The sequence below is a fragment of the Streptomyces sp. NPDC007189 genome, assembly GCF_040703635.1.
Lineage (GTDB): Bacteria > Actinomycetota > Actinomycetes > Streptomycetales > Streptomycetaceae > Streptomyces.
Genome location: NZ_JBEYEY010000002.1, coordinates 581,831 through 605,339 on the forward strand (window position 1 = coordinate 581,831; position 23,509 = coordinate 605,339).

Genomic DNA, 23,509 nt, shown 5'->3' on the forward strand with positions numbered 1-23,509 from the left:
CCATCGTGTTCCCTTGCACTTTTTTTCTGCAAGGTCTTTCGCAACGCTTACAACGCTGTTACGTTCCTGGTCGCCCGGCCGCCCTGCAACGGCGCTGTCGGCAAGACCGCAGGGACGGCGGACGGGACCGCCCCTGCCTCACTCGGGCATAACCCTCAAGGAGAACTCATGCGGCGTGGCATAGCGGCCTCCGCGCTGGTGGCGTCCCTCGCCCTGGCGGCGACGGCCTGCGGCAGCGGGAGCGACAGCGGCAGCGGCAAGTCGGACGGCCCGGTCACCATCACCTGGTGGGACACCTCCAACGCCACCAACGAGGCGCCGACGTACAAGGCCCTGGTCCAGAAGTTCGAGGCCGCCAACAAGAACATCAAGGTCAAGTACGTCGACGTGCCCTTCGACCAGGCGCAGAACAAGTTCGACACCGCGGCCGGCTCCAAGGGCGCCCCGGACGTGCTGCGCTCCGAGGTCGGCTGGACCCCCGCCTTCGCGAAGAAGGGCTACTTCCTGCCGCTGGACGGCACCGAGGCCCTCGCCGACCAGGCCAAGTTCCAGCCCAGCCTGATCCAGCAGGCCCAGTACCAGGGCAAGACCTACGGCGTGCCGCTGGTCACCGACACCCTGGCGCTGGTGTACAACAAGGCCCTGTTCAAGAAGGCCGGCATCACCGAGGCGCCCAAGAGCTGGGACGAGCTGAAGTCCGACGCCGCCAGGATCCAGTCCAAGACCGGCCAGTACGGCTACTGGGGCTCCACCCAGGCCTACTACGCGCAGACCTTCCTCTACGGCGAGGGCACCGACACCGTCGACGCCTCGGCCAAGAAGATCACCGTCGACTCGCCGGCCGCGAAGAAGGCCTACGGCACCTGGCTGAGCACCTTCTCCGGCAAGGGCCTGCACAAGGCCGACACCACAGCCGACGCCTACGCCCACATCCAGGACGCGTTCGTCAACGGCAAGGTCGCCGCGATCGTCCAGGGCCCGTGGGAGATCACGAACTTCTACAAGGGCAGCGCCTTCAAGGACAAGTCCAACCTGGGCATCGCCACCGTCCCGGCCGGCTCCACCGGCAAGGCGGGCGCCCCGACCGGCGGCCACAACCTCTCGGTCTACGCCGGCTCGGACAAGGCCCACCAGGAGGCGGCGCTGAAGTTCGTGAAGTTCATGACCTCGGCGTCCTCCCAGGAGACCATCGCCCTGAAGAACTCCACCCTGCCGACCCGCTCCGACGCCTACAGCGCCCAGGTCAAGGCCGACCCCGGCATCGCCGGCTACCAGAGCGTGCTGTCCGCCGCCCAGCCCCGCCCGGCGCTGCCCGAGTACAGCTCCCTGTGGGGTCCGCTCGACACCGAACTGCCGAAGATCGCCGGCGGCAAGGAGTCGCTGGACCAGGGTCTGAGCAACGCCGAGGCCGCCTTCACCAAGCTGGTGCCCGACTTCAGCAAGTGACGCCCGGTCGGCCGTCGGATCCTCGCTTCAGGAGGGGAAGGATCCGACGGCCACCGCCCTGTGCCCGGCCAACTCCTTGATCCTTTGAAGGTGTCGAACCATGACAGTCGCCATCGACCGCGCGACCGGCAAGCGCCGCGGTGACCGCGCGCCTCGGCCCGGGCTGGGGCAGCGCATCAAAAACGGCTACCAGAGGTACTGGTACGCCTACGCGATGATCGCACCGGTGGTCGTCGTGCTCGCCGTGATCGTGGGCTACCCGCTGATCCGCGGCGTCTACCTGACCCTCACGGATGCCAACAGCCTGAACTCGGCCCGCACGATCGGCGTCAACCACATCCCGGCGACCTACAAGTTCATCGGGTTCGGCAACTACAAGGACATCCTGTTCGGCCCGCTGTCGTACGACCGGTTCTGGTCGCACTTCCTGTGGACCGTCGTGTGGACGGCCGCCTGTGTGGCGCTGCACTACGCCATCGGCCTGGGCCTCGCGCTCATGCTCAACGAGAAGCTGCGCGGCCGCACCTTCTACCGGGTGCTGCTGGTCCTGCCCTGGGCGGTGCCGACCTTCGTCACCGTCTTCTCCTGGCGGATCATGCTCTCCGACTCCGGAGTGATCAACCAGCTCCTGCACGCCGTCCACCTGCCCCAGCCGCAGTGGCTGGAGGACACCTTCTGGCAGCGGTTCGCCGCGATCATGGTCAACACCTGGTGCGGTGTGCCGTTCATGATGCTCTCGCTGCTCGGCGGCCTGCAGTCCATCGACTCCTCCCTGTACGAGGCCGCCGAGATGGACGGCGCGACCGCCTGGCAGCGCTTCCGGCACGTCACCCTGCCGGGGCTGAGGTCCGTCAGCTCCACCGTCGTCCTGCTCGGCATCATCTGGACCTTCAACCAGTTCGCCATCATCTTCCTGCTGTTCGGCCCGACCAGCGCCCCCGACGCCCAGATCCTCGTCACCTGGGCCTACTTCCTGGGCTTCGGACAGCAGCCGCGCGACTTCGCCCAGTCCGCCGCGTACGGCGTACTGCTGCTGTCCATCATCACCGTCTTCACCTCCTTCTACTTCCGCTGGCTGAAGCGCAATGACCAGCTCGCCGTCTGACGCCGCAGGAGCCGCCGCCATGAGCACCACGACCCTGGAAAAGACCGAGGCCGGGGCCGCCCCCGCCGCGCAGCCCCCGCGGCGTGTGCGCCGGCGCGGCGAACGCGGCCCGCTCGGCGCCGCCCTGCTGCACGGCGGCCTCGCCCTCGCGAGCCTGATCGCGCTCGCCCCGGTGGCCTGGCTGATCTACCTGTCGCTCGGCCCCGACAAGGACGACTACCTGCACCCGGGCAAGATCGCGGCCAAGGCCGGCTTCTCCAACTACAGCTTCGTGCTGGAGCACACCGGGTTCTTCGACTGGTTCAAGTCGACGATGATCGTGGCCCTCGGCACCACCCTGATCGGTGTCATGGTCGCCGCCACCACCGGTTACGCGGTCTCCCGGATGCGCTTTCCCGGCTACAAGCAGCTGATGTGGGTCCTGCTGCTCACGCAGGCCTTCCCGATCGCCATCCTGATCGTGCCGATGTACGAGATCTTCAGCCGGTTCGACCTCATCGACACCTACTGGGCGCTGATCATCATCAACTGCACCACGGCCGTGCCGTACAGCGCCTGGCTGCTCAAGGGGTACTTCGACACCATCCCCTTCGAGATCGACGAGGCCGGACGCGTCGACGGGCTCAGCCCGTTCGGCACCTTCTTCCGGCTGATCCTGCCGCTGGCCCGGCCGGGCCTGGCCGTCGCCGCCTTCTACAACTTCATCACCGCCGTCGGCGAGGTCGCCTTCGCGACGACCTTCCTGCTGGACGACTCCAAGTACACCTTCGCCGTCGGTCTGCAGACCTTCGTCAGCGAGCACGACGCCCAGTGGAACTACATGGCCGCCACCGCGGTGCTGATCGCGATACCCGTGTCGGTGTTCTTCTACCTCGTGCAGAAGAACCTCGTCACCGGCCTCACCGCCGGCGGCACCAAGGGCTGACGGCCCCTTCGAAGAAGGCCCCCTGCTCCCGCGCCGCAGTCGGGCGCGGGTAGGCGGCCGCGGTGCCCATCCGACCCCGCCGACACCGCGGCCGCCTCGCACCCGTTCCCCGGTCCGCATCCGCAGCCGTACCGCATCCACGCGCCCATGACCCGAACCCGTTTACCTCTCAAGGACGCCATGAGCCAGCAGCACACCGCCGCACCGGCCCCCCACGCCGCCGTCGCCGCCGTCGCCGACCGCCGTCGCGACTGGTGGCGGGACGCGGTCATCTACCAGGTCTATCCGCGCAGCTTCGCCGACAGCAACGGCGACGGCATGGGTGACCTGGAAGGCGTACGCTCCCGCCTGCCGTACCTGCGCGACCTGGGCGTCGACGCCGTGTGGCTCAGCCCCTTCTACGCCTCCCCGCAGGCCGACGCCGGCTACGACGTCGCCGACTACCGTGCCGTCGACCCGATGTTCGGCAACCTCCTGGACGCCGACGCGCTGATCCGCGACGCCCACGAGCTGGGCCTGAGGATCATCGTCGACCTCGTCCCGAACCACTCCTCCGACCAGCACGAGTGGTTCAGGCGCGCCCTCGCCGAGGGCCCCGGCTCCCCGCTGCGGGAGCGCTACCACTTCCGCCCCGGCAAGGGGAAGAACGGCGAACTGCCGCCCAACGACTGGGAGTCCATCTTCGGCGGCCCGGCCTGGACCCGGGTGACGGAACCGGACGGCACGCCCGGCGAGTGGTACCTGCACCTCTTCGCGCCCGAGCAGCCCGACTTCAACTGGGAGCACCCGGCCGTCGGCGACGAGTTCCGCTCGATCCTGCGCTTCTGGCTGGACATGGGCGTCGACGGCTTCCGCATCGACGTGGCCCACGGCCTGGTGAAGGCCGACGGCCTGCCCGACCTCGGCGCCCACGACCAGCTCAAGCTGCTGGGCAACGATGTCATGCCGTTCTTCGACCAGGACGGCGTGCACGCCGTCTACCGGCAGTGGCGTCACATCCTGGACGAGTACTCCGGCGAGCGAATCTTCGTGGCCGAGGCCTGGACGCCGACCGTCGAGCGCACCGCCAACTACGTCCGCCCGGACGAACTGCACCAGGCCTTCAACTTCCAGTACCTGTCGACGGAGTGGGACGCGAAGGAACTCCGTACGGTCATCGACCGCACCCTGGAGGCCATGCGCCCGGTCGGCGCCCCGGCCACCTGGGTGCTGTCCAACCACGACGTGACCCGGCACGCCACCCGCTTCGCCAACCCGCCCGGCCTCGGCACCCAGATCCGCACGGCCGGAGACAGGGAGCTGGGCCTGCGCAGGGCGCGCGCCGCCACCCTCCTCATGCTGGCCCTGCCCGGCTCGGCGTACGTCTACCAGGGCGAGGAGCTGGGCCTGCCCGACGTCGTCGACCTGCCGGACGAGGTGCGCCAGGACCCGGCGTACTTCCGCGGCGCCGGCCAGGACGGCTTCCGCGACGGCTGCCGCGTCCCGATCCCGTGGACCCGCGAGGGCTCCAGTCACGGCTTCGGCAGCGGCGGCAGCTGGCTGCCGCAGCCGGCCGGCTGGGGCGAGCTGAGCGTGGAGGCGCAGACCGGTGTCCCCGGCTCGACGCTGGAGCTGTACCGGTCCGCCCTCGCCGCCCGCCGCACCCAGCCCGACCTGGGCGCGGGCGACGCCGTGGAGTGGCTGCGCGCCCCCGAGGGCGTCCTGGCCTTCCGGCGCGGCGAGTTCGTCTGCGTCACCAACACCACGGGGGAGTCGGTGACGACCCCGGCGTACGGCCGGGTGCTGCTCGCCAGCGGCGAGGTGACCGAGACCGACGACGAGACGAAGGTCCCGGCCGACACGACCGTCTGGTGGACCACGGCATGACACCGGACCGGCACCCGGCCTGACGGCCTGTCTGAAAGTTCTTGCATCAACTTCGCGACGGCCCGCTGCCTTTCAGGCAGCGGGCCTTTAACATCTGCGTCACCGCAAGGTTGCTGAAACATTGCAGCAAGCGCCTTCAGCGGTCTTTCATCAGCCTTCAAGGACGAAGGACCCCCACATGGCACGCAGAACCCTCCCCGTGGTGGTCGCCCTCACGGCCGCCGCTCTGGTTGGCATGAACCCGACCATTGCCCAGGCCTCCCCGCCGGGCGCCAAGGACGTCACCGCCGTTCTCTTCGAGTGGAACTACGCCTCGGTGGCCCGCGAGTGCACCACCACCCTCGGCCCCGCCGGGTACGGCTACGTCCAGGTCTCCCCGCCCGCCGAGCACATACAGGGCTCGCAGTGGTGGACGTCGTACCAGCCGGTCTCCTACAAGATCGCGGGCCGCCTGGGCGACCGCACCGCCTTCAAGAACATGATCGACACCTGTCACGCGGCCGGCCTCAAGGTCGTCGTCGACACCGTCGTCAACCACATGTCGGCGGGCAGCGGCACCGGCACCGGCGGCTCGACGTACACCAAGTACGACTACCCCGGCCTGTACTCGTACCCCGACTTCGACGACTGCACCTCCCAGGTCACCAACTACCAGGACCGCTGGAACGTCCAGCACTGCGAACTGGTCGGGCTCGCCGACCTGGACACCGGTGAGGAGTACGTCCGCAGGACGATCGCCGGCTACATGAACGACCTGCTCTCCCTGGGCGCCGACGGCTTCCGCATCGACGCGGCCAAGCACATCCCCGCCGAGGACCTGGCCAACATCAAGTCCCGCCTGACCAACCCTTCCGTCTACTGGAAGCAGGAGGTCATCTACGGCGCCAACGAGGCGGTCCAGCCCTCCGAGTACACCGGCAACGGGGACGTCCAGGAGTTCCGCTACGCCTACGACCTCAAGCGCGTGTTCAACAACGAGAAGCTGGCCTACCTGAACAACTTCGGCGAGGGCTGGGGTTACCTCAGCAGCTCGGTGGCCGGCGTCTTCGTGGACAACCACGACACGGAACGCAACGGCAGCACCCTCAACTACAAGGACGGCGCCAACTACACCCTGGCGAACGTCTTCATGCTCGCCTGGCCCTATGGCGCCCCCGACATCAACTCCGGCTACGAGTGGTCCGACGCGGACGCCGGCCCGCCCGACAACGGCCAGGTGGGCGCCTGCTGGCAGGACGGCTGGAAGTGCCAGCACGCCTGGCCGGAGATCATCCGCATGGTCGCCTTCCGCAACGCGACCCGGGGCCAGGCCGTCTCCAACTGGTGGGACGACGGCAACAACTGGATCGCCTTCGGCCGCGGCACCAAGGGCTATGTGGCGATCAACCACGAGTCCTCGGCACAGACCCGTACGTATCAGACCTCCCTGCCGGCGGGCACGTACTGCAATGTGCAGAACAACACGACGGTGGCGGTGGACTCCAGCGGACAGTTCACCGCCACCCTGGGCGCCAATACCGCGCTGGCGATCTATGCGGGCAAATCAACCTGCTGAACAGTGCTCCGTGCCCGGCCGTTCCCGCGGCCGGGCACGGCGTGGAGGTGGCCCTCACCCGGGGAGCGAGGTGCGTGTCCGGCCAACCGGAGCAACACCGCATGCGCGCTTCCCGCTCGGGTTCGAGCCTGGCCTCATGAGCATCCGTCCGTGGGTCGTCGTCGAGGCGCCGGACAGGCGTGGTCTTCGCCGGGTCACCGTGGGAGGCGACACCGTGGGCAGCGCCTGGTCGCTGCGCCAGCTGCGGACCATGCTGGACCGCCTCGGCTACCGGGACGTGGATGTGGAGGATCCGGCATCCGTGTGCTGGCGCGGCGGGGACAGCGGGGCTTGGCCGGACCGGGCCTGGCGGAGGCGCGCGACCCTCGTCGTCATGATGGCGGGACTCCTGGCGTCCGCGGCCTTCACCGCGCTGATCGGGTGGCCGGACGCCTCCGGGGCTCAGACGTTTGCGCAACGGATCACCGGGGCCCTGCTCGCCCTGTTCGGTGTGGTGCAGTTCGCCGCAGCGGTCTTCGCCCCCGACTACTGGGGAAGACGGCAGTTCGCCTTCTCCGGGACGATCATCCTGATCGGTGCCTTCACAGCGCTGGCCACGGACAGCCTGCTCGTGGCGATGTGGCTTCAGGAGAGGGAACCAACGCCCTACATGCTGGCCTTCATGCCGCTGTGGTGCTGGTCCTTGTGGGCGCTCTACGTGCTGGTCCGGGAGAAATCCTGGGAGGGGATTCCACAGCCCAAGAAATTCGCGGCAGGAGTACTCGCATCGGCCGTTTTCAGCATCGTCAGTCTAGCCTACTCAACGATATACCAACCCACGGTGGCACCCCTCCGTTTCGCCTTGAAGGCGGATTTCGGAACGGCGCGTCCGGATCGTCGGCTGCCCTTTGTCCACGTACCGCTGAAGCTCTCCGTGAAGAACACCGGGGAAGTGCCGGTGTACGTCATCATCGACGACTTCACGGTCTACGGGAGGACGGCGAAGTATTCGGAGAAAGGGGAGTCGGTGCTGCAGGGATGGAAGGACAGCTATGTTCGGGGCCACCCGCTGGACGAAGAGGCGGACCGGCACGTCGATCAACTCGGTTTCGTGGCCATCAGCAGCGGGCGCCTGTATGAACCGGGCACAGTGCTGGACAGCGGGCAGGAGGACATCCTGACGCATGTGTTCCAGATCCCCAAGAACGTCGCATACGACCTGCTGCGTGTCAATCTGCAGATCACGTACATGCGGAAGGACCGAGGGCGGATCGATGTCGAGAGCTTCGGTCAGCCGCACCCGACCTGGCTCAAGAGGACGCCGGACTACTGCCATCCGGCGAAGTGCCCGGCACGGCTCCTCTATCGCGGCCGGGTGCGGCACGACAACAACCTGGTCAACGTGACGCGCAAGCCGCGCTATGTGGGAGCACAGTGGTCTCCGACGAAAGGTCCTCAGTACTCCATTTCCTCATACGATTCCGCGGGCAGCAGCGTCGAAGAGACGAGAGACGAGGGAAGATACGGCATTTCGACGGTGGTCGCATCCTCGGAGGTCTCGGTGGCGGAGCTGCTGAAGTCTATTCCATCTCCTTCGCCTTCTTGACCCAGGTGCCCGATGTCACTCCCGAGACCTGGTAGACGTCCAACGCGGCTCGCAGGCAGTTCAGCCCCGGAGTCCCGAGAGTGACGTAGAGGTATTCCGCCGGTATCGTATCGGCGAGCTTGGGGGCGAGGCGTTTGATCTGCACGGGGGCGTCGGTGACGTCTTCCTGGCCCCGCAACAGGACGCGGATGTCAAGAGCATTTTTCTTTGCCTCCTCCGACTTCCAGAAGTCATCGACGCCTTCGGTGTCCCACTTCTTCGGCAGCACACTGCCGAGTTTCTTGATGAGGACGTCGTCGTCGACGTAATCGAAGACAGCATTGGTGCACACTTCGGCCGCCTTGGGGAGTGGTACGTTCGGCAGCCCCTGAGCGGAGGCGGCTTTCTCCAGTTCCTTCTTCATGTGGTCGAGTTGCTTGTCCAGGTCTTTCTGCGCCTGGTCCCGCTCATCGGCCGACGCCTCGGGATCGCCGGCCCTGTCCAGCGACGAACTGGTCTCGTGCGTGACTTTTGCGAGTTCCTTCTGCAGGTTGCCGGGTGTGTGCGGGTCCCTGATGGTGGCCCACGAGGCCTCCACCGCCTTCGCGGCACGGGTTCTGTCCGCCGAGGAACCGGAATCGCCGGTGGTCCCGCCGCGCTCGCTTCTGGCGTGGGTCAGGTGCCGCACGCTCTCGGTCAGGTCCCGCCGCAGCTGTGGAGGTGTCTTCCGGTCGCCGATCAAGGGCAGGAGGGAGGTCGCCCTCGCCGCGATGAAGGTGGCGGTGCGCCGTTCGTCGGGCCGTACTCCTGGCCGCTGGGCCGCCTCCAGCGTGGAGGTCACCTGTTGCACGACCCCGGTCAGCTGTCGGCGCGTCGCGGGAGGCGTATCGGGGGCGCCGATCACCTCGAGGGCGGCGCTCACCTGCTGCGCGCTCGTGGTGGTGGCGTCCCGCACGTGCGGCGGGGTGTGCGGGTCCTCCACCGCTCGCAGGGCGGTGCTCAACCGCTTCACGCTCGGGACCAGCTCCTTGGGAACGTCCTTCTCCTTCTGGTGCAAGTCCGCCGTCACGTCCTTGGTTTCCTGCTTCTGCCGCTTCAGGGCATCGGAGGCGGAGGACCCTCCCCGACTGGGCGTGGGTGACGTCTGGGTGGCCGACGTGCGGCTCGGGTGGGACGTCCCGGTCCCTGTGGGCGTGGACGGCGATGGAGCGGAGGACGACGTGCTCGGCGTCGACGGGGAAGGCGCCGTTGTCGTGGTCGGCGTCGGTGGGGAGGGCGCCGTTGTCGTGGTCGGCGTCGACGGAGCAGGGGGTGATGACTGAGCGGGCGGATCCGTCCCGGTCTCGCCGCGGATCTGAGACACCGGCAGGGCAGTCGCGAGACCTGCGGGTAACGCGAGTGCCGCGGCAAGGGCCAAGGCGCTGGTGATGTGGCGGACGTGTCGCCGTGTGGCTCTGGGCATCATGGATCCGGATGGGCTGTGCGGTCGCGTGTTCCCTGGCTGCTGTTCCGGTGAGTCCTCCGCCTCCGCTCGCGTGCGCGCTGTCGTGGGCGTCCTTTCCTCCACGCTCACTCCGGGGGCGACGAGCCGCAACCCGGGCCGCCGTACCGGCAGCCGCCGCCCTGCGCAACCCGCCCGAGCGCGGCCTCGGTTGAACGGTCAAGTAGGCAGGGCTCGGACGCTCCGGGGGAGGGTGCCTCGCAGTCTCCGGGCCGGGAAGCCCGGTGAAAGTCCTTGCCGTTGATTTCAAGACTCTTGCTGCAACCCTTGCGGCGGCGATACGGTCGCGCGGGGTCGGACCCAAGAGAGCCGCTTGCGCTAGGAGTTACCGCCTGTGATACCGAGAGCGAAACGGGCCGCGGCCGTCACCGCCGCAGCCCTCGCCGCCGCACTGATCCAGCCACTGGCGGCCCACGCCGCCAGTCCGCCCGCGCCCCCCTCGGACGCCTCCCTCGCCGCCCAGCCGGCCCGGCACGACGACACCCGCGAGCAGTTCTACTTCGTCATGCCGGACCGTTTCGCCAACGGCGACGCCTCCAACGACAAGGGCGGGCTGACCGGCTCCCGGCTCAGCACCGGCTACGACCCCACCGACAAGGGCTTCTACCAGGGCGGCGACCTCAAGGGCCTGACCAAGAAGCTCGACTACATCAAGGGCCTGGGCACCACCGCCATCTGGATGGCCCCGATCTTCAAGAACCGGCCCGTGCAGGGCACCGGCGCCAACGCCTCCGCCGGCTACCACGGCTACTGGATCACCGACTTCACCCAGGTCGACCCGCACTTCGGCACCAACCAGGACCTGAAGAACCTCGTCTCCAAGGCGCACGCCAAGGGCATGAAGGTCTTCTTCGACGTCATCACCAACCACACCGCCGACGTCGTGGACAACCAGGAGAAGTCCTCCGAGTACCGCTCCAAGGGCGCGTTCCCGTATCTCACCAAGGACGGCAGGCCCTTCGACGACGCCGACTACGCGGACGGCAGCAAGCAGTTCCCGGCGGTCTCCCGCGCCTCGTTCCCGTACACGCCGACCGTCACCAGCCGGTCCAAGGTCCCGGCCTGGCTCAACGACCCGACGATGTACCACAACCGGGGTGACTCGACCTTCGCCGGCGAGTCCGCCACCTACGGCGACTTCTCCGGCCTGGACGACCTGTGGACCGAGCGTCCCGAGGTCGTGCACGGCATGGAGAAGATCTACGAGCGGTGGGTGAAGGACTTCGCCGTCGACGGCTTCCGGATCGACACCGTCAAGAACGTCGACATGGAGTTCTGGACGCAGTGGGCGACCGCGCTCGACCGGTACGCGGCGGCGCACGGCCGGAAGAACTTCTTCCTGTTCGGCGAGACCTACTCCGCGGACACGAACGTCACGTCCCCGTACGTCACCCAGGGCCGCCTCGACGCCACCCTCGACTTCCCGTTCCAGGACGCGGCCCGCGCCTACGCCTCCCAGGGCGCGAGCGCGCGGAAGCTGGCGAGCGTCTTCGGTGACGACTACAAGTACACGACCGACAAGGCCAACGCGTACGAGCAGGTCACCTTCCTCGGCAACCACGACATGGGCCGCATCGGGTACTTCCTGAAGCAGGACAACCCGAAGGCCTCCGACGCCGAGATCCTGAAGAAGGACGAGCTCGCCAACGAGCTGATGTTCCTCAGCCGCGGCAACCCGGTCGTCTACTACGGCGACGAGCAGGGCTTCACCGGCGCCGGCGGCGACAAGGACGCCCGCCAGACCATGTTCGCCTCCCAGGTGCCCGACTATCTCAAGGACGACGAGATCGGCACCGACCGCACCCACGCCAGCGACTCCTACGACACGAGCGCCCCGCTGTACCGGCAGATCGCCGCGCTCTCCAAGCTCCGCAAGGCCAACCCCGCCCTCACCGACGGCGTCCAGACCGAGCGCTACGCGGCCGACGGCGCCGGGATCTACGCCTTCACCCGCACGGACGCGAGGACCGGCCAGGAGTACGTCGTCGCCCTGAACAACGCGGACGAGGCGAAGACGGCGACCTTCGCGACCGGCTCGGCCGGAATGCCGTACAAGGGCGTCTACGGCGCGACCGGCACCGTGACCTCCGACGGCGACCGCAAGGTCGGCGTCACCGTCCCGGCCGGGTCCGCCGTCGTCTACAAGGCCGCCGGCGCCCTCGCCGACCCCGCCACGCTGCCCGCGATCACCCTCACCGCCCCGGCCGCCGGAGCCACCGGCACGGTGGACGTCACCGCCGATGTCGACGGCGGCCGGCTGAACCGGGTCGTCTTCGCCGCCCAGGTCGGCAACGCCAAGTGGCGGGTGCTCGGCTCCGCGGACCACGCCCCGTACAAGGTCACCCAGACCCTCGGCAAGGGCGTGCCCGCCGGGACCGCGCTGCGCTACAAGGCCGTGGTGACCGACTCCGCCGGGCACACCGCGAGCGCCCTGGCGAGCAGCACCTCCGGCACCCCGCCCGCACCCGAGGTCCCCACCGCCTCGTCCCGCGACTACGCGATCGTCCACTACCAGCGCACCGACGGCGACTACGACAACTGGGGCCTGTACGCCTGGGGCGACATCGCCGACGGCGAGGCCACGAACTGGCCGGCCAGCCACCCCTTCACCGGCCGGGACGCCTGGGGCGCCTTCGCCTACGTCAAGCTCAAGCCCGGCGCCTCGAACGTCGGCTTCCTGGTCATCGACAAGAACGGGAACAAGGACGTCTCCGCCGACCGGAGCATCGACGTCACCAAGACGGGTGAGGTCTGGGTCGAGCAGGGGAAGACCGACGTCCTGACCCGGAAGCCCGGCTATCCGGCGCAGGACACGACCAAGGCCGTCATCCACTACCACCGCGCCGACGGGAACTACGACGGCTGGGGCCTGCACGTCTGGACGGGCGCCGCGCACCCCACCGACTGGTCGAACCCGCTGAAGCCGGTGAAGACTGATGCCTATGGCGCTGTCTTCGAGGTGCCGCTCGCCGAGGGTGCCACCAGTCTCAGCTACATCATCCACAAGGGCGACGACAAGGACCTGCCCGCCGACCAGTCACTGGACCTCAAGGCCAACGGCTACGAGGTGTGGCTGTTGAACGGCCAGGAGAAGTACCTGCTGCCGCAACCGGCGGGCAGCGCCGCCGCCCTCGACCTGACCACCTCCAAGGCGGTCTGGATCGACCGGGACACCGTCGCCTGGAACGGCGCCGACGGCGCCGCCTCCACCCAGCTGCTGTACTCCCCGAGCGGCTCGATCGCCGTCAAGGACGCCACGCTGACCAGCGACGACGAGCACTGGATCCGGCTGGAGAAGACCACCCTGACCGACGCCCAGAAGGCGAAGTTCCCGCACCTGAAGGACTACGCCGCCTGGTCCGTCGACCCGCGGGACCGCGGCCGGGTGCGCGCGGCGCTGAGGGGCCAGCTGGTCGCCTCCCAGCGCGCCGCCAACGGCGCCGTGCTCGCCGCGACCGGCGTGCAGATCGCGGGGGCGCTGGACGACCTGTACCCGGCCGCGACCAAGGCGCACCTCGGCCCGGTCTTCCGCGACGGAAAGCCCACCCTCTCCGTCTGGGCGCCGACCGCGCAGAGCGTCTCGCTGGAGCTGGACGGCTCCCTCAAGGCCATGCACCGCGACGACACCACCGGCGTGTGGTCCGTCACCGGCCCGTCGTCCTGGAAGGGCAAGCCCTACCGGTACGTGGTGAAGGTGTGGGCGCCCAGCGTCCGCAAGATGGTCGTCAACAAGGTCACCGACCCCTACTCGGTCGCCCTCACCGCGAACTCCGGGCGCAGCCTCGTCGTGGACCTGAACGACAAGGCGCTCGCCCCGAGCGGCTGGTCGGCCCTGCACAAGCCCAAGGCCGTACCGCTCAAGGACGCCCAGATCCAGGAGCTGCACATCCGGGACTTCTCGGTCGCCGACAAGACCGTCCCGGCCCAGGACCAGGGCACCTACCTAGCCTTCACCGACAAGAGCAGCGACGGCTCCAAGCACCTGCGCGCGCTGGCGAAGTCCGGGACGTCGTACGTCCACCTGCTGCCCGCGTTCGACTTCGCCACTGTCCCCGAGAAGAAGGCCGACCAGGCGAGTCCCGGCTGCGACCTGGCGTCCTACCCGGCCGACTCCGACCAGCAGCAGGCGTGCGTGGCGAAGACCGCCGCGAAGGACGCCTACAACTGGGGCTACGACCCGTACCACTTCACGGTCCCCGAGGGCTCCTACGCCACCGACCCGGACGGCACCGCCCGCACGGTCCAGTTCCGCAAGATGGTGCAGGCGCTGAACGGGGACGGCCTCAGGGTCGTCATGGACGTCGTCTACAACCACACGGCGGCCAGCGGCCAGGCGGACGCCAGCGTGCTCGACAGGATCGTGCCCGGCTACTACCAGCGGCTGCTCGCCGACGGCAGCGTGGCCGACAGCACCTGCTGCTCCAACACCGCGCCGGAGAACGCGATGATGGGCAAGCTGGTCGTGGACTCGATCGTCACCTGGGCCAAGGAGTACAAGGTCGACGGGTTCCGCTTCGACCTCATGGGCCACCACCCGAAGGCCAACATCCTCGCGGTCAGGAAGGCCCTCGACGCGCTGACCCCGGAGAAGGACGGCGTCGACGGCAAGAAGATCATCCTGTACGGCGAGGGCTGGAACTTCGGCGAGGTCGCCAACGACGCCCGGTTCGTGCAGGCCACCCAGGCCAACATGGCCGGCACCGGCATCGCCACCTTCTCCGACCGCGCCCGTGACGCCGTGCGCGGCGGCAGCCCCTTCGACTCCGACCCCGGCGTCCAGGGCTTCGCGTCCGGGCTGTACACCGACCCCAACTCCTCCACCGCCAACGGGACGAAGGAGGAGCAGAAGGCCCGCCTGCTGCACTACCAGGACCTGATCAAGGTCGGCCTGACCGGAAACCTCGCGAAGTACCACTTCACGGACAGCGACGGAAAGGCGGTAACCGGAGCGGAGATCGACTACAACGGCTCGCCCGCCGGCTACGCGGACGCGCCCGGCGACGCCCTCGCCTATGTGGACGCGCACGACAACGAGTCCCTCTTCGACGCCCTGACCTACAAGCTCCCCAAGGACACCTCCGCGTCCGACCGGGCCCGCATGCAGGTCCTGGCCATGGCCACGGCCGCCCTGTCGCAGGGGCCGGCCCTGTCCCAGGCGGGCACCGACCTGCTCCGCTCCAAGTCGCTGGACCGCAACTCCTTCGACAGCGGCGACTGGTTCAACGCCATCCACTGGAACTGCGCCGACGGCAACGGCTTCGGGCGCGGGCTGCCCATGGCGGCCGACAACCAGTCCAAGTGGGACTACGCCCGGCCGCTGCTCACCGGCGTGAAGGTGGGCTGCCCGCAGATCACCGGCGCCTCCGCCGCGTACCAGGACCTGCTGCGGATCCGTACGACGGAGAAGGCGTTCTCCCTGGGCACGGCCGCGCAGGTGCAGGACGCGCTGTCCTTCCCGCTGTCGGGGAAGGACGAGACCCCGGGTGTCATCACCATGAAGCTCGGTGACCTGGTCGTCGTCCTCAACGCCACACCCGAGCGGCAGGAGCAGAGGATCGCCGGCCTGGCCGGCGCCGCCTACCGGCTGCACCCGGTGCAGGCGAAGGGCGCCGACCCGGTGGTGAAGAGTTCGTCCTACACGGCCGGCACGGGCACGTTCAGCGTCCCGGCGCGGACCGTGGCGGTGTTCGAGCGGGCGGGCGCGTAGGGTCGGGGCGTCGTTCACAGAGACAGGAGTGCCCATGCCGCAGATCACCGTGGACTACTCGTACAACGCCGAGATCCACTCGGAGGCGTTCGTACGGGACCTGCACAACGCGGTCGTCGACATCGCGGCGGCCCGGCCCGAGGCCTGCAAGACGCTGTTCCGCGAGGCCAACACCGGGTACGGGTACGAGGGGCTGACGGACGAGAGCCACCATGTCGTGCACGTGACCATCGGTCTCCTCGCCGGACGCGACGAGGAGACCAAGGCACGGCTGACCGAGGCCGTGCTCGACCTGCTCCGCAAGCACCTGGCACCGGAGGACGGTGTCGCCCTGCACGCCTCCGCCGAGGTCCGCGACCTCGACGCGTCCTACCGGAAGTTCGACCGGTAGCTCAGGGCGCGAGGGACAGCAGCCGGCCGGCGAGTTCCGCGAAGGGGCCGTCGGCCGGCTCGTCCTGGACCATCTTCTTCAGCAGGGTCGCCATGTCCTCGTCGTAGGCGGCGCTGACCGCGGCCAGCGCGGCGAAGTCGTGCACCAGCTGGACCTCCAGCTCGGCGCGCGGAATGCGCCGGCCGTCCAGCCAGATCAGCGCCGTGGACTCGGCGAGGGAGATCCAGGAGCGGACGACCAGCTCCAGCCGCGGGGACGCGTCCGTGACGCCCAGGTGCGACAGGATCTGCAGGTAGGCGGCCTGCCGTACGGAGTCGATGAGCGCGTTGGTGGCCGACGCGTGTTCTCTTGAGCCCACTCCGTCCGCGGGCACCGCCGGACCGCCGCGCATCAACGCCGAGAAACCCGGCCCGTGTTCGTCCACGAAGTCGAAGAAGCGGCCCATCACCCGCAGCAGCCGCGCGCCGAGCGGGCCCTCGTGCGGCTCGTCGAAGCGGCCGGCGAGATCCTCCGCCGCCCGCTTCAACGCGGCCTCGTACAGGCTGAGTTTGCCGGGGAAGTAGTGGTAGACCAGCGGGCGCGAGATGCCGGCCGCCGAGGCTATCTCGTCGATGGAGACCTCGTCGGGCGAGCGCTGGCTGAACAGGTCGAGGGCGACGCCGATCAGCTGCTGCCGCCGCTCCTCGACGCCCATCCTGCGGCGAACCCCGGTACTCATGGGCACACCTTACCGATCGGATGACCGATCCGATCGGGCGCAGGTGTTCACATATCGAGCACCAGACGATCACCGCGGGCCCGCGAGACGCAGATCAGCATCGAGTCGCCCCGTTCCTCGTCCGTTAGCAGCTCGTCCCGGTGGTCGATCTCCCCGTCCAGCACCCGCTGCTGGCAGGTCCCGCAGAAGCCCTGCTCGCAGGAGTAGGCCACCCCGGGCAGCTCCCGGCGCACGGCGGCCAGCACGGAGGTGTCGGCCGGTACGGTCAACGTCCGTCCGCTGCGCCGTAGTTCGACCTCGAACTCCCCGTCGCCGCCGGACGGCGCACGCGGCGCGAACCGTTCGAGGCGGACCTCCGGGAAGCGATCCGCGACCGCCGCCATGAGACCCTCGGGACCGCAGCAGTACACGGCGGCGCCCTCGCCCGCCTCCAGCACGCCGAGGTCGGGCCGCCCCTCCACGACGGTCACCCGGCCGCCGCCCAGCTTCTCGACCTCCTCCAGGAACGGCATCGAGGCCCGGTCCCGCCCCGCGTACAGCAACCGCCACTCGGCGTGCTCCGGCAGCGCCCGCAGCATCGGCAGCAGCGGGGTGATGCCGATCCCGCCCGCGACGAAGACGTACGACTCCGCCTCGGTCAGCGGAAAACGGTTCCGCGGGCCCCGCACCTCCAGTTCCATGCCCTCCGTGATCTGCTCGTGCACCTCGCGCGAGCCGCCCCGCCCGGCCTCGGCCAGCCGGATGGCGACCGTGTAGGAGGAGGTGTCCTCCGGGTCGCCGCACAGCGAGTACTGCCGTACGAGCCCCGACGGCAGCACCAGGTCGACATGGGCTCCGGGCTCCCAGCGCGGCAAGGCGTGGCCCTCGAGACGGAGTTGGACGACCCCTTCGGCCACCGTCTCGTGCGAGGCCACCAGCAGCCGCAGGGCTCGCGAGCGCGGCCGGCCCGAGACGGGCTCCTCCAGCGCCGGCATTGGCCACAGCGGGGAGACGCGGATACGGCGGCGCAGGGCCTGCCGGGTCAGCAGGGCGGCGCCGGCGACGAGCACGACAGTGCGCAGCTTCGGCATCAGCCGGCCCTTCTCTCCGCCGCCGTGGCCGCGGGGGAGGCGGCGAGGTAGGCGACCGCCTGCGCGGTGTCGCCCTCCTGCGAGGGGTGGTAGTCGCGGCTCAGATAGCGGGGGACCGACCTGAGCAGGGCGCCGGTCGAGGGCAGCAGCCCCTGCCGGCCGCGGACGTGGAAGTCCTTGAAGGCGGCCCTGCCGTCGATGAGGGTCGGGTCGTTCTCCATGAAGAACCGCGTTCCGCGCTGCCACAGGAACACCAGTGCCGTGAAGGCCGTGGCCCAGGTCCGCACGCGCCGTCGGTAGCTGCCGTCGACGTGCAGGAACAGGTCGAAGGCGACCGAGCGGTGCTCGACCTCCTCGGCGCCGTGCCAGCGCAGCAGGTCCAGCATGGTCGGGTCGGCGCCGCGCCGGTCCAGCTCGTCGGCGCCCAGCACCCAGTCACCGAGGAACGCGGTGTAGTGCTCGATGGCCGCGATGAGCGCGACCCGCTCCATCAGCCACCAGCGGCGCGGCCTGCCCGGCGGCAGCGTGCGGTCGCCGAGCAGCTTCTCGAAGAACCAGTCGATCTGCGCGGTGTACGGCGTCGGGTCGAGCCCCTGCTCACGCAGGTGCGGCAGCACCTCGTCATGGGCCTGGGAGTGCATCGCCTCCTGGCCGATGAACCCGATGACGTCCTCGCGGAGCCGCTCGTCACGGATGTACGGCAGCACCTGCTTGTACACGTGCACGAACCACCGCTCACCGGCGGGCAGCAGCAGGTGCAGCACGTTGATGGTGTGCGAGGTGAACGGATCCCCCGGCACCCAGTGCAGCGGCGTGCCGTCCCAGGAGAAGGACACCTTGCGTGCCTTGAGCGGCACCCGGGCCTGCGTATTAGACATGGCGTCAATGTACTGACGAGTAAGAGGTCTGAGAACCCTTGCGGCAGTTCTTGTTTACGCCGGTGTCAGTAAGGGCTTCCTACCGCAGTGCCTCGACTTCCTACCGCAGCCCCTTGATCTGCGTCCCGTCCGTCAGCGTGCCCGTCAGCGTGGCCCGGGCCCCCTGCTCGGCCCTGGCCACCAGGAACTGCCCCTGCCCGGCCGCGGTCACCCCGCCGCCGGCCCGGACGGCCGCCGTGTCCTTGTCGCCCGCCGCCAGCAGATACCAGTGCCCCGCCGCCGACTTCCACAGCACCCCGGCGAGCACATGGGGATCACGCGGACCGCAGGACCGCCCGTCCGTGCCCTTGGCGACCACCGCGCCGACCGTCCCGCCCGGTGTACGGAACTGGGCCAGCGCGCCCGTGCCGTCGCCGCGCCAGGTCTCCGCCCTGGTGCACACCCAGCCGGCCGCCCCGCTGCCGTCGGGGAGCGGCTGGTCGGCGAAGGCCCAGGCGTTGACGCTGCGCACCCCGGCGGCGCGCTCCGCCTGGAGCGAGCAGGCGAACGGCGCCCAGGTCCTCAGCCCGGCCGGGCCGGACGCCTCGCCGGCCGCGCCGGGCCGCCCTGCGGTGAGGTGGGCCGGCACCAACTCGCCGAGGTCGGTGGTGAGTTCGGTGCCGGAGGCGTCGGTCAGCTGGAGCACGGTCCAGGAGGTGCAGTCGCCGGGCCGCAGCGCGGGGCTGGCCAGCGGTGCGGTGATGCCGTCGGTGATCTGCAGCGGGGTCGCGGCCGCGTCCGGCTTCGTCAGGTCCCGCGAGGCCGCCTTGCGCACCCAGGGGGCGGTCAGATACCGGACGTTGCCGTCGGAGCGGTTCAGCACCAGCGCGCTCGCCTCGGCGCCGGTCGCGCCGTCGGCCCGGGCGAAGTCGAGGGCCGCGCCCGCGGTGCCGTCGACCGGCTCGGCGTACCGGGCGATGCGCAGACCGTCGTAGAGGATCACCACGCGGGCGTTGTCGACCCGGCCGGCGTACAGCAGCTGGGGCGGGCCGGCCGGGCCGCCGGTCTGGGTGCCGGGGGTCGCCGAGACGCGGACCGTCCCGCCGGGCCGGGCCCACACCGCGAGGGCGCGGCGCAGCAGGGCGGTGTCCCCGGTGAGCGGGCCGCGCGCGGGCCACACCGAGAAGTCGGCGCGCGCGGCCGACCTCCAGTCGGCGGGGGAGACCCGGACCAGCCGGGCCGGGTCGAGGGCGGCCCGGGCGGACGGGTTCTCGGCGTAGGCGGGCGCGGCGGCGCCGTCCGGGCCCCAGCCGCCGGAGGGCAGGCCGACCAGCGCCCCGCACACCGCGAGTGCGGCCGCGGCGGCGAGGGCGGCCTTGGTGTGCTGGCGGCGGCGCATCAGATCGGTGGGCCGCGCCTGCAGCAGACAGGGGTCGAACTCGGTGGAGGTGAGCAGCGCGGGCCGCAGGGGCACGCCGTTCGCCGCGGCCAGCGCGCCGCCCGGGTCGTCCACCCCGGCGGCCTTGAGCAGCCGCCGGATCTCGGTGTCGGACAGCTTCTCCAGACCGCGCAGCACACAGGCGGCGCGGGCCGGGCCGGACAGGGCGGACAGCCGCTGGTCCAGGGCGAGTTCGTCGGCGCCGCCGGAGCGCGGGAAGAGCCGCAGGCCCCACACCTGGGGCAGCAGCGGCGGCAGCTGGGACAGCCGGGGCAGGCCCTTGCGGGGCCGGGCCGCCTCCAGGGCCGTACGCAGCACCCGCTCGCGCAGGAAGGCGTACCCGGGGTCGCCGCCCTGGCGGCCCGAGGTCTGCGCCGGGATCGCGGGCTGCCGCTTGCGGCCGCTGGGCAGGGCGCGCTGGACGAGGGCGTGTGCGGTCAGCACCCGGCGGCTGCGGCCCAGGCCCGGCGGCAGCACCAGGTAGGCGATCCGGACCAGTCGTGGATAGTGCTCGACGAGCGCGGCCTCGGCCTGCTCGAGGTCGAACGGTCCGGTGTTCCCGGAGGCGGGTGCGTGACGCTGGGCTACATCCTGTGACTGCACGTCCTGCAGAACGAGCGAACCGGGCGTAGGTCACCGCCGGACGAGTGACGCGGCCGCGGCGGCCGCCGCTGTCAGTCCTGGGGGCCGACCAGCGCGCGGGCGTAGTTGGCCATCGACCGCTGGTAGCGCGGCAGATGGGGGGCCAGGGCGCCGAGGACGAGGGACAGGCCCTCCCGGTCGCGGCCGAGGCTGGACAGGCACAGGGCGAGCGTGGCCCGGACCGCGTCGTCCAACTCGTCCGACGGCGCGTCGAGTTCGGGGGTGAGCAGCTTGACGCCCTCCTCCGCCTCGCCGATGTTCCTGAGCGAGCTGGACAGCTGGATCTTGGCCCGCCGCCCCTTGTAGCCGCTGAGCCCGCGTGCCAGCGCCTCCCGGTACAGCGGCACCGCCTTGTCCGAGTGGCCGGTGGAGTCCCAGGCGCAGGCCTGCTCGAACAGGCCCAGGGGGCTGCCCTCCGGCAGCTCGGCGACCAGCGCGTCGATCATCGCGCGGAACTCGTGCGCACGCTCTTCCGGATAGTCGTCGAAGGTGGCCCAGGCGGCGGCCACGCGGTCTTCCCAGTCCTTGTTCACCGCGCCACCTTCGCACACCCGTGCCACTGCGTCACCGGATTTGAGCGCTCGGCGGCCGGCAGCCGTATCCGAAGGAGCTGAGGCATGCTTGGCCCACAGGACCGGAGGAACAGATGAGGGTGACACGACTGCTGCCGGCCGCCGTGGCCGTACTGGCGCTGGCGGGCTGCGGCGCGGGCGGCGGGACCAAGGCGGTGCCGCCCACCGCGACCGGCAGTCTGGAGAGCCTGGCCGCCGAGGTGAAGTGCACGCCGAACATGCAGACGGACGCCGACACGATCCGCCAGGCCCTCTGCACCAACTCCGACGGGAAGTTCGTCCTCGCCACCTTCGCCACCGACCGCGGGCAGCGGGAGTGGATCAACGACGCGAAGGACTATGGCGGTTACTACCTCGTCGGCCGCAAGTGGGTCGCCGTCGGCGACGACGGAGTGGTCAAGGCGCTGCGCGGCACCCTCGGCGGGGACGTGGAGATCGGCATCGACCACTCCGCCCATTCCGGGCACCACGGCTGAGGCACGACGGCTGGGGCACGAGGAGGGCACGAGAAAGGCCGGTGACGGGAGGGGGTCCGTCACCGGCCTTGTTCTCGGCCCGGGGCGCTCGGCCCCGGGCAGCGGGCCAGGGTCAGCGCATCATGCGCAGTTCTGACCGCGGTTGATGCAGTCGGCGATCCGGTTGGCCAGGCCGCCGGTCGTGACGCTGATGAAGTCGTCGTGGTCGGTGATCGCCTTGTGCAGCTGCTCCGGGAAGCCGTCGACCGCGTAGGCGTTCTTCACCGTGCCGTCCGCCTGGACCACCGGCTGCGGCACGTCGTACACCAACCGCATCGTCAGCTGCGGGATCGCCTTGAAGCCGTTCGGGCAGACACCGCTCGCGGGGTCGGCGAACGCCACGTGCGTACGGTGGTTGGCGCTGTCGACGTTCTGGCCGTCCCAGCAGCTCTGGAAGGCGAACGTGCGTACCACCTTGCTGCCCGACGGGCAGATCGGGTACTTGTCCGTCAGCTGGACCTTGTTCTCGAAACCGGTGCAGCTCCAGTGGGCGTTGGCGTTGGCCGTGCCGTTGGTGAAGGCCTTCGCGTCGCCGGTGATGATGCGCAGGAACTGCGGCATCGCGACGACCTTGCTCGCCGGGCTGCCCACGTACTTGATCTGGGCCTGCTGGGCGACCAGGATCTTGCCGACGTTGAGGTCCTTGCCGCCGCCGTCCGCGTTCGCGTCCTTCTCCTGGGTGCCGTCCTGCTCGCGGATGACCGGCCAGTAGTACGCCGACAGGTCGTTGCGGTTCTGGCAGCTGGTGCCGCCCTGCAGGAACGTCTGGTTGCTGGAGAAGGCGTTGACCTTCTGGTTGCCCACGTAGTCGTGGACGTGGTGGGCGCCGTTGGTCACACCGGGCGCGACGATGACGTTGTCGCTGTTGTGGTTCTGGTTGGCGTTCACGCCGCAGCGCGTGGTGAACGAGCCCGTCGAGGCGTTGGGGGTCTTGTTCGGCTTGGCCAGGACGTTCGGCGCGACCTTGGTGATATCCACGAAGTCCGCTGCGGACGGGCCGTCACCGCCCTGCCCGCCGTTGTTGCCCTGCTGCTGACCGCCCTGCTGACCGCCTTGCTGCTGACCGCCTTGCTGCTGGCCGCCTTGCTGCTGACCGCCGTTGTTCTGCTGCTGGCCACCGCTGTTCCCCCCAGCGGTGGTCTGGTCGGCGGTCTGCGTCGTACAGGCGGCGAGCTGCTTGAGCGCGTTGTCGAAGGAACCGCCGGCGCGCTGGATGTCGATCCGGATCCGGTCGATCGTCGCCGCCCGCTTCTCCTTCAGGGGCCCGACGATCGCGTTCTGCACGAAGCTCGGGTCCTTCGCCTGCGCGGCGCGGGTGGAGGCGAGCCGGTTGTAGGCCTCGGTGATCTGCCTGTCGAGGTTCGACAGCTCCATCGCCACGCCCCGGCGGGCCGCGTTCGGCACGTTCGTCAGCTTCTGCTGGACGTCCGGGCAGGAGACCGTCGCGACCTGCGCCGTCGCGGCCTTCGTCTGGTTGCCTCCCCACGTCTGGTGGTGCGACTCGTGCGCCGAGGCGTAGAAGTTCGCCCAGATCAGCCCGCCCCCACCGAGCGCTAGGGCCGCCGATGCGGCTATGGCCTTGGTGGCCAGCGGCGTACGGCGTTTTCGTGTGTTGCGTCCCATGGAACTCCTCTGAC

At 69.7% G+C, this 23,509-nt stretch carries 17 protein-coding genes; 10 read left to right on the forward strand and 7 right to left on the reverse strand.

The genetic code is table 11. From position 1 onward, the window contains the following. Window positions 1–168 precede the first annotated feature (168 nt). The 6 genes from AB0950_RS05750 (at window position 169) to AB0950_RS05775 (ending at window position 8,482) form a co-directional block, all read left to right on the forward strand. Window positions 169–1,446: an extracellular solute-binding protein gene (locus AB0950_RS05750; protein WP_360143583.1), complete on the forward strand. Its 1,278-nt coding sequence runs from the start codon at window positions 169–171 to the stop codon at window positions 1,444–1,446. A 100-nt stretch (window positions 1,447–1,546) separates the two neighbouring features. After that, the gene (locus AB0950_RS05755) at window positions 1,547–2,551 is read left to right on the forward strand and encodes a sugar ABC transporter permease (protein WP_360143580.1); all 1,005 of its coding nucleotides are present in this window, start codon (window positions 1,547–1,549) and stop codon (window positions 2,549–2,551) included. 19 nt (window positions 2,552–2,570) lie between these two features. Next, complete coding sequence (locus tag AB0950_RS05760; RefSeq protein ID WP_366777879.1) at window positions 2,571–3,476, forward strand: ABC transporter permease subunit; 906 nt, start codon at window positions 2,571–2,573, stop codon at window positions 3,474–3,476. Between the two features lie 180 nt (window positions 3,477–3,656). Beyond that, window positions 3,657–5,342, forward strand: a complete 1,686-nt coding sequence (locus tag AB0950_RS05765; RefSeq protein ID WP_360143574.1) for a glycoside hydrolase family 13 protein — start codon at window positions 3,657–3,659, stop codon at window positions 5,340–5,342. A 178-nt stretch (window positions 5,343–5,520) separates the two neighbouring features. Next, entirely contained in the window at window positions 5,521–6,897 is a 1,377-nt protein-coding gene (locus AB0950_RS05770) for an alpha-amylase family protein (protein WP_366777881.1), read from the forward strand. 136 nt (window positions 6,898–7,033) lie between these two features. Further along, window positions 7,034–8,482 (forward strand): Yip1 family protein, encoded by a 1,449-nt coding sequence (locus AB0950_RS05775; protein ID WP_360571128.1) that lies wholly within the window; start codon window positions 7,034–7,036, stop codon window positions 8,480–8,482. Here AB0950_RS05775 and AB0950_RS05780 read toward each other — a convergent pair. Next, window positions 8,457–9,518, reverse strand: coding sequence for a hypothetical protein (locus AB0950_RS05780; RefSeq protein ID WP_366777882.1), 1,062 nt, complete (start codon window positions 9,516–9,518; stop codon window positions 8,457–8,459). The genes AB0950_RS05775 and AB0950_RS05780 overlap by 26 nt on opposite strands. 76 nt (window positions 9,519–9,594) lie before the next feature. On the opposite strand from AB0950_RS05780, the gene AB0950_RS05785 reads away from it, so the two are divergent. From AB0950_RS05785 to AB0950_RS05795, 3 genes are all read left to right on the forward strand, one after another. After that, window positions 9,595–9,783, forward strand: coding sequence for a hypothetical protein (locus AB0950_RS05785; protein WP_366777883.1), 189 nt, complete (start codon window positions 9,595–9,597; stop codon window positions 9,781–9,783). A gap of 513 nt (window positions 9,784–10,296) precedes the next feature. Further along, entirely contained in the window at window positions 10,297–15,669 is a 5,373-nt protein-coding gene (gene pulA, locus AB0950_RS05790) for a pullulanase-type alpha-1,6-glucosidase (RefSeq protein ID WP_366777884.1), read from the forward strand. A gap of 34 nt (window positions 15,670–15,703) precedes the next feature. Then, window positions 15,704–16,060: an isomerase gene (locus AB0950_RS05795; protein WP_360571134.1), complete on the forward strand. Its 357-nt coding sequence runs from the start codon at window positions 15,704–15,706 to the stop codon at window positions 16,058–16,060. A 1-nt stretch (window position 16,061) separates the two neighbouring features. Here AB0950_RS05795 and AB0950_RS05800 read toward each other — a convergent pair whose 3' ends face one another. The 5 genes from AB0950_RS05800 to AB0950_RS05820 all read right to left on the reverse strand — a co-directional run bounded on the left by AB0950_RS05800 (window position 16,062) and on the right by AB0950_RS05820 (window position 21,336). Further along, on the reverse strand, window positions 16,062–16,778 hold the full coding sequence (locus AB0950_RS05800) for a TetR/AcrR family transcriptional regulator (RefSeq protein WP_360143553.1): 717 nt from the start codon (window positions 16,776–16,778) through the stop codon (window positions 16,062–16,064). Between the two features lie 47 nt (window positions 16,779–16,825). Further along, on the reverse strand, window positions 16,826–17,848 hold the full coding sequence (locus AB0950_RS05805; RefSeq protein ID WP_366777886.1) for a PDR/VanB family oxidoreductase: 1,023 nt from the start codon (window positions 17,846–17,848) through the stop codon (window positions 16,826–16,828). Then, a complete protein-coding gene (locus tag AB0950_RS05810) occupies window positions 17,848–18,726 on the reverse strand; it encodes a metal-dependent hydrolase (protein WP_360143547.1) in 879 nt (292 codons plus the stop codon). The genes AB0950_RS05805 and AB0950_RS05810 overlap by 1 nt, the downstream gene beginning before the upstream one ends. 100 nt (window positions 18,727–18,826) lie before the next feature. After that, a complete protein-coding gene (locus AB0950_RS05815; protein ID WP_366777887.1) occupies window positions 18,827–20,746 on the reverse strand; it encodes a hypothetical protein in 1,920 nt (639 codons plus the stop codon). A gap of 71 nt (window positions 20,747–20,817) precedes the next feature. Continuing rightward, on the reverse strand, window positions 20,818–21,336 hold the full coding sequence (locus AB0950_RS05820; RefSeq protein WP_360571187.1) for a tetratricopeptide repeat protein: 519 nt from the start codon (window positions 21,334–21,336) through the stop codon (window positions 20,818–20,820). Between the two features lie 95 nt (window positions 21,337–21,431). On the opposite strand from AB0950_RS05820, the gene AB0950_RS05825 reads away from it, so the two are divergent. Further along, the gene (locus tag AB0950_RS05825) at window positions 21,432–21,833 is read left to right on the forward strand and encodes a hypothetical protein (RefSeq protein ID WP_360143538.1); all 402 of its coding nucleotides are present in this window, start codon (window positions 21,432–21,434) and stop codon (window positions 21,831–21,833) included. 120 nt (window positions 21,834–21,953) lie between these two features. Here AB0950_RS05825 and AB0950_RS05830 read toward each other — a convergent pair whose 3' ends face one another. Next, window positions 21,954–23,495: a DUF1996 domain-containing protein gene (locus AB0950_RS05830; RefSeq protein ID WP_366777888.1), complete on the reverse strand. Its 1,542-nt coding sequence runs from the start codon at window positions 23,493–23,495 to the stop codon at window positions 21,954–21,956. Between the last annotated feature and the right edge of the window lie 14 nt (window positions 23,496–23,509).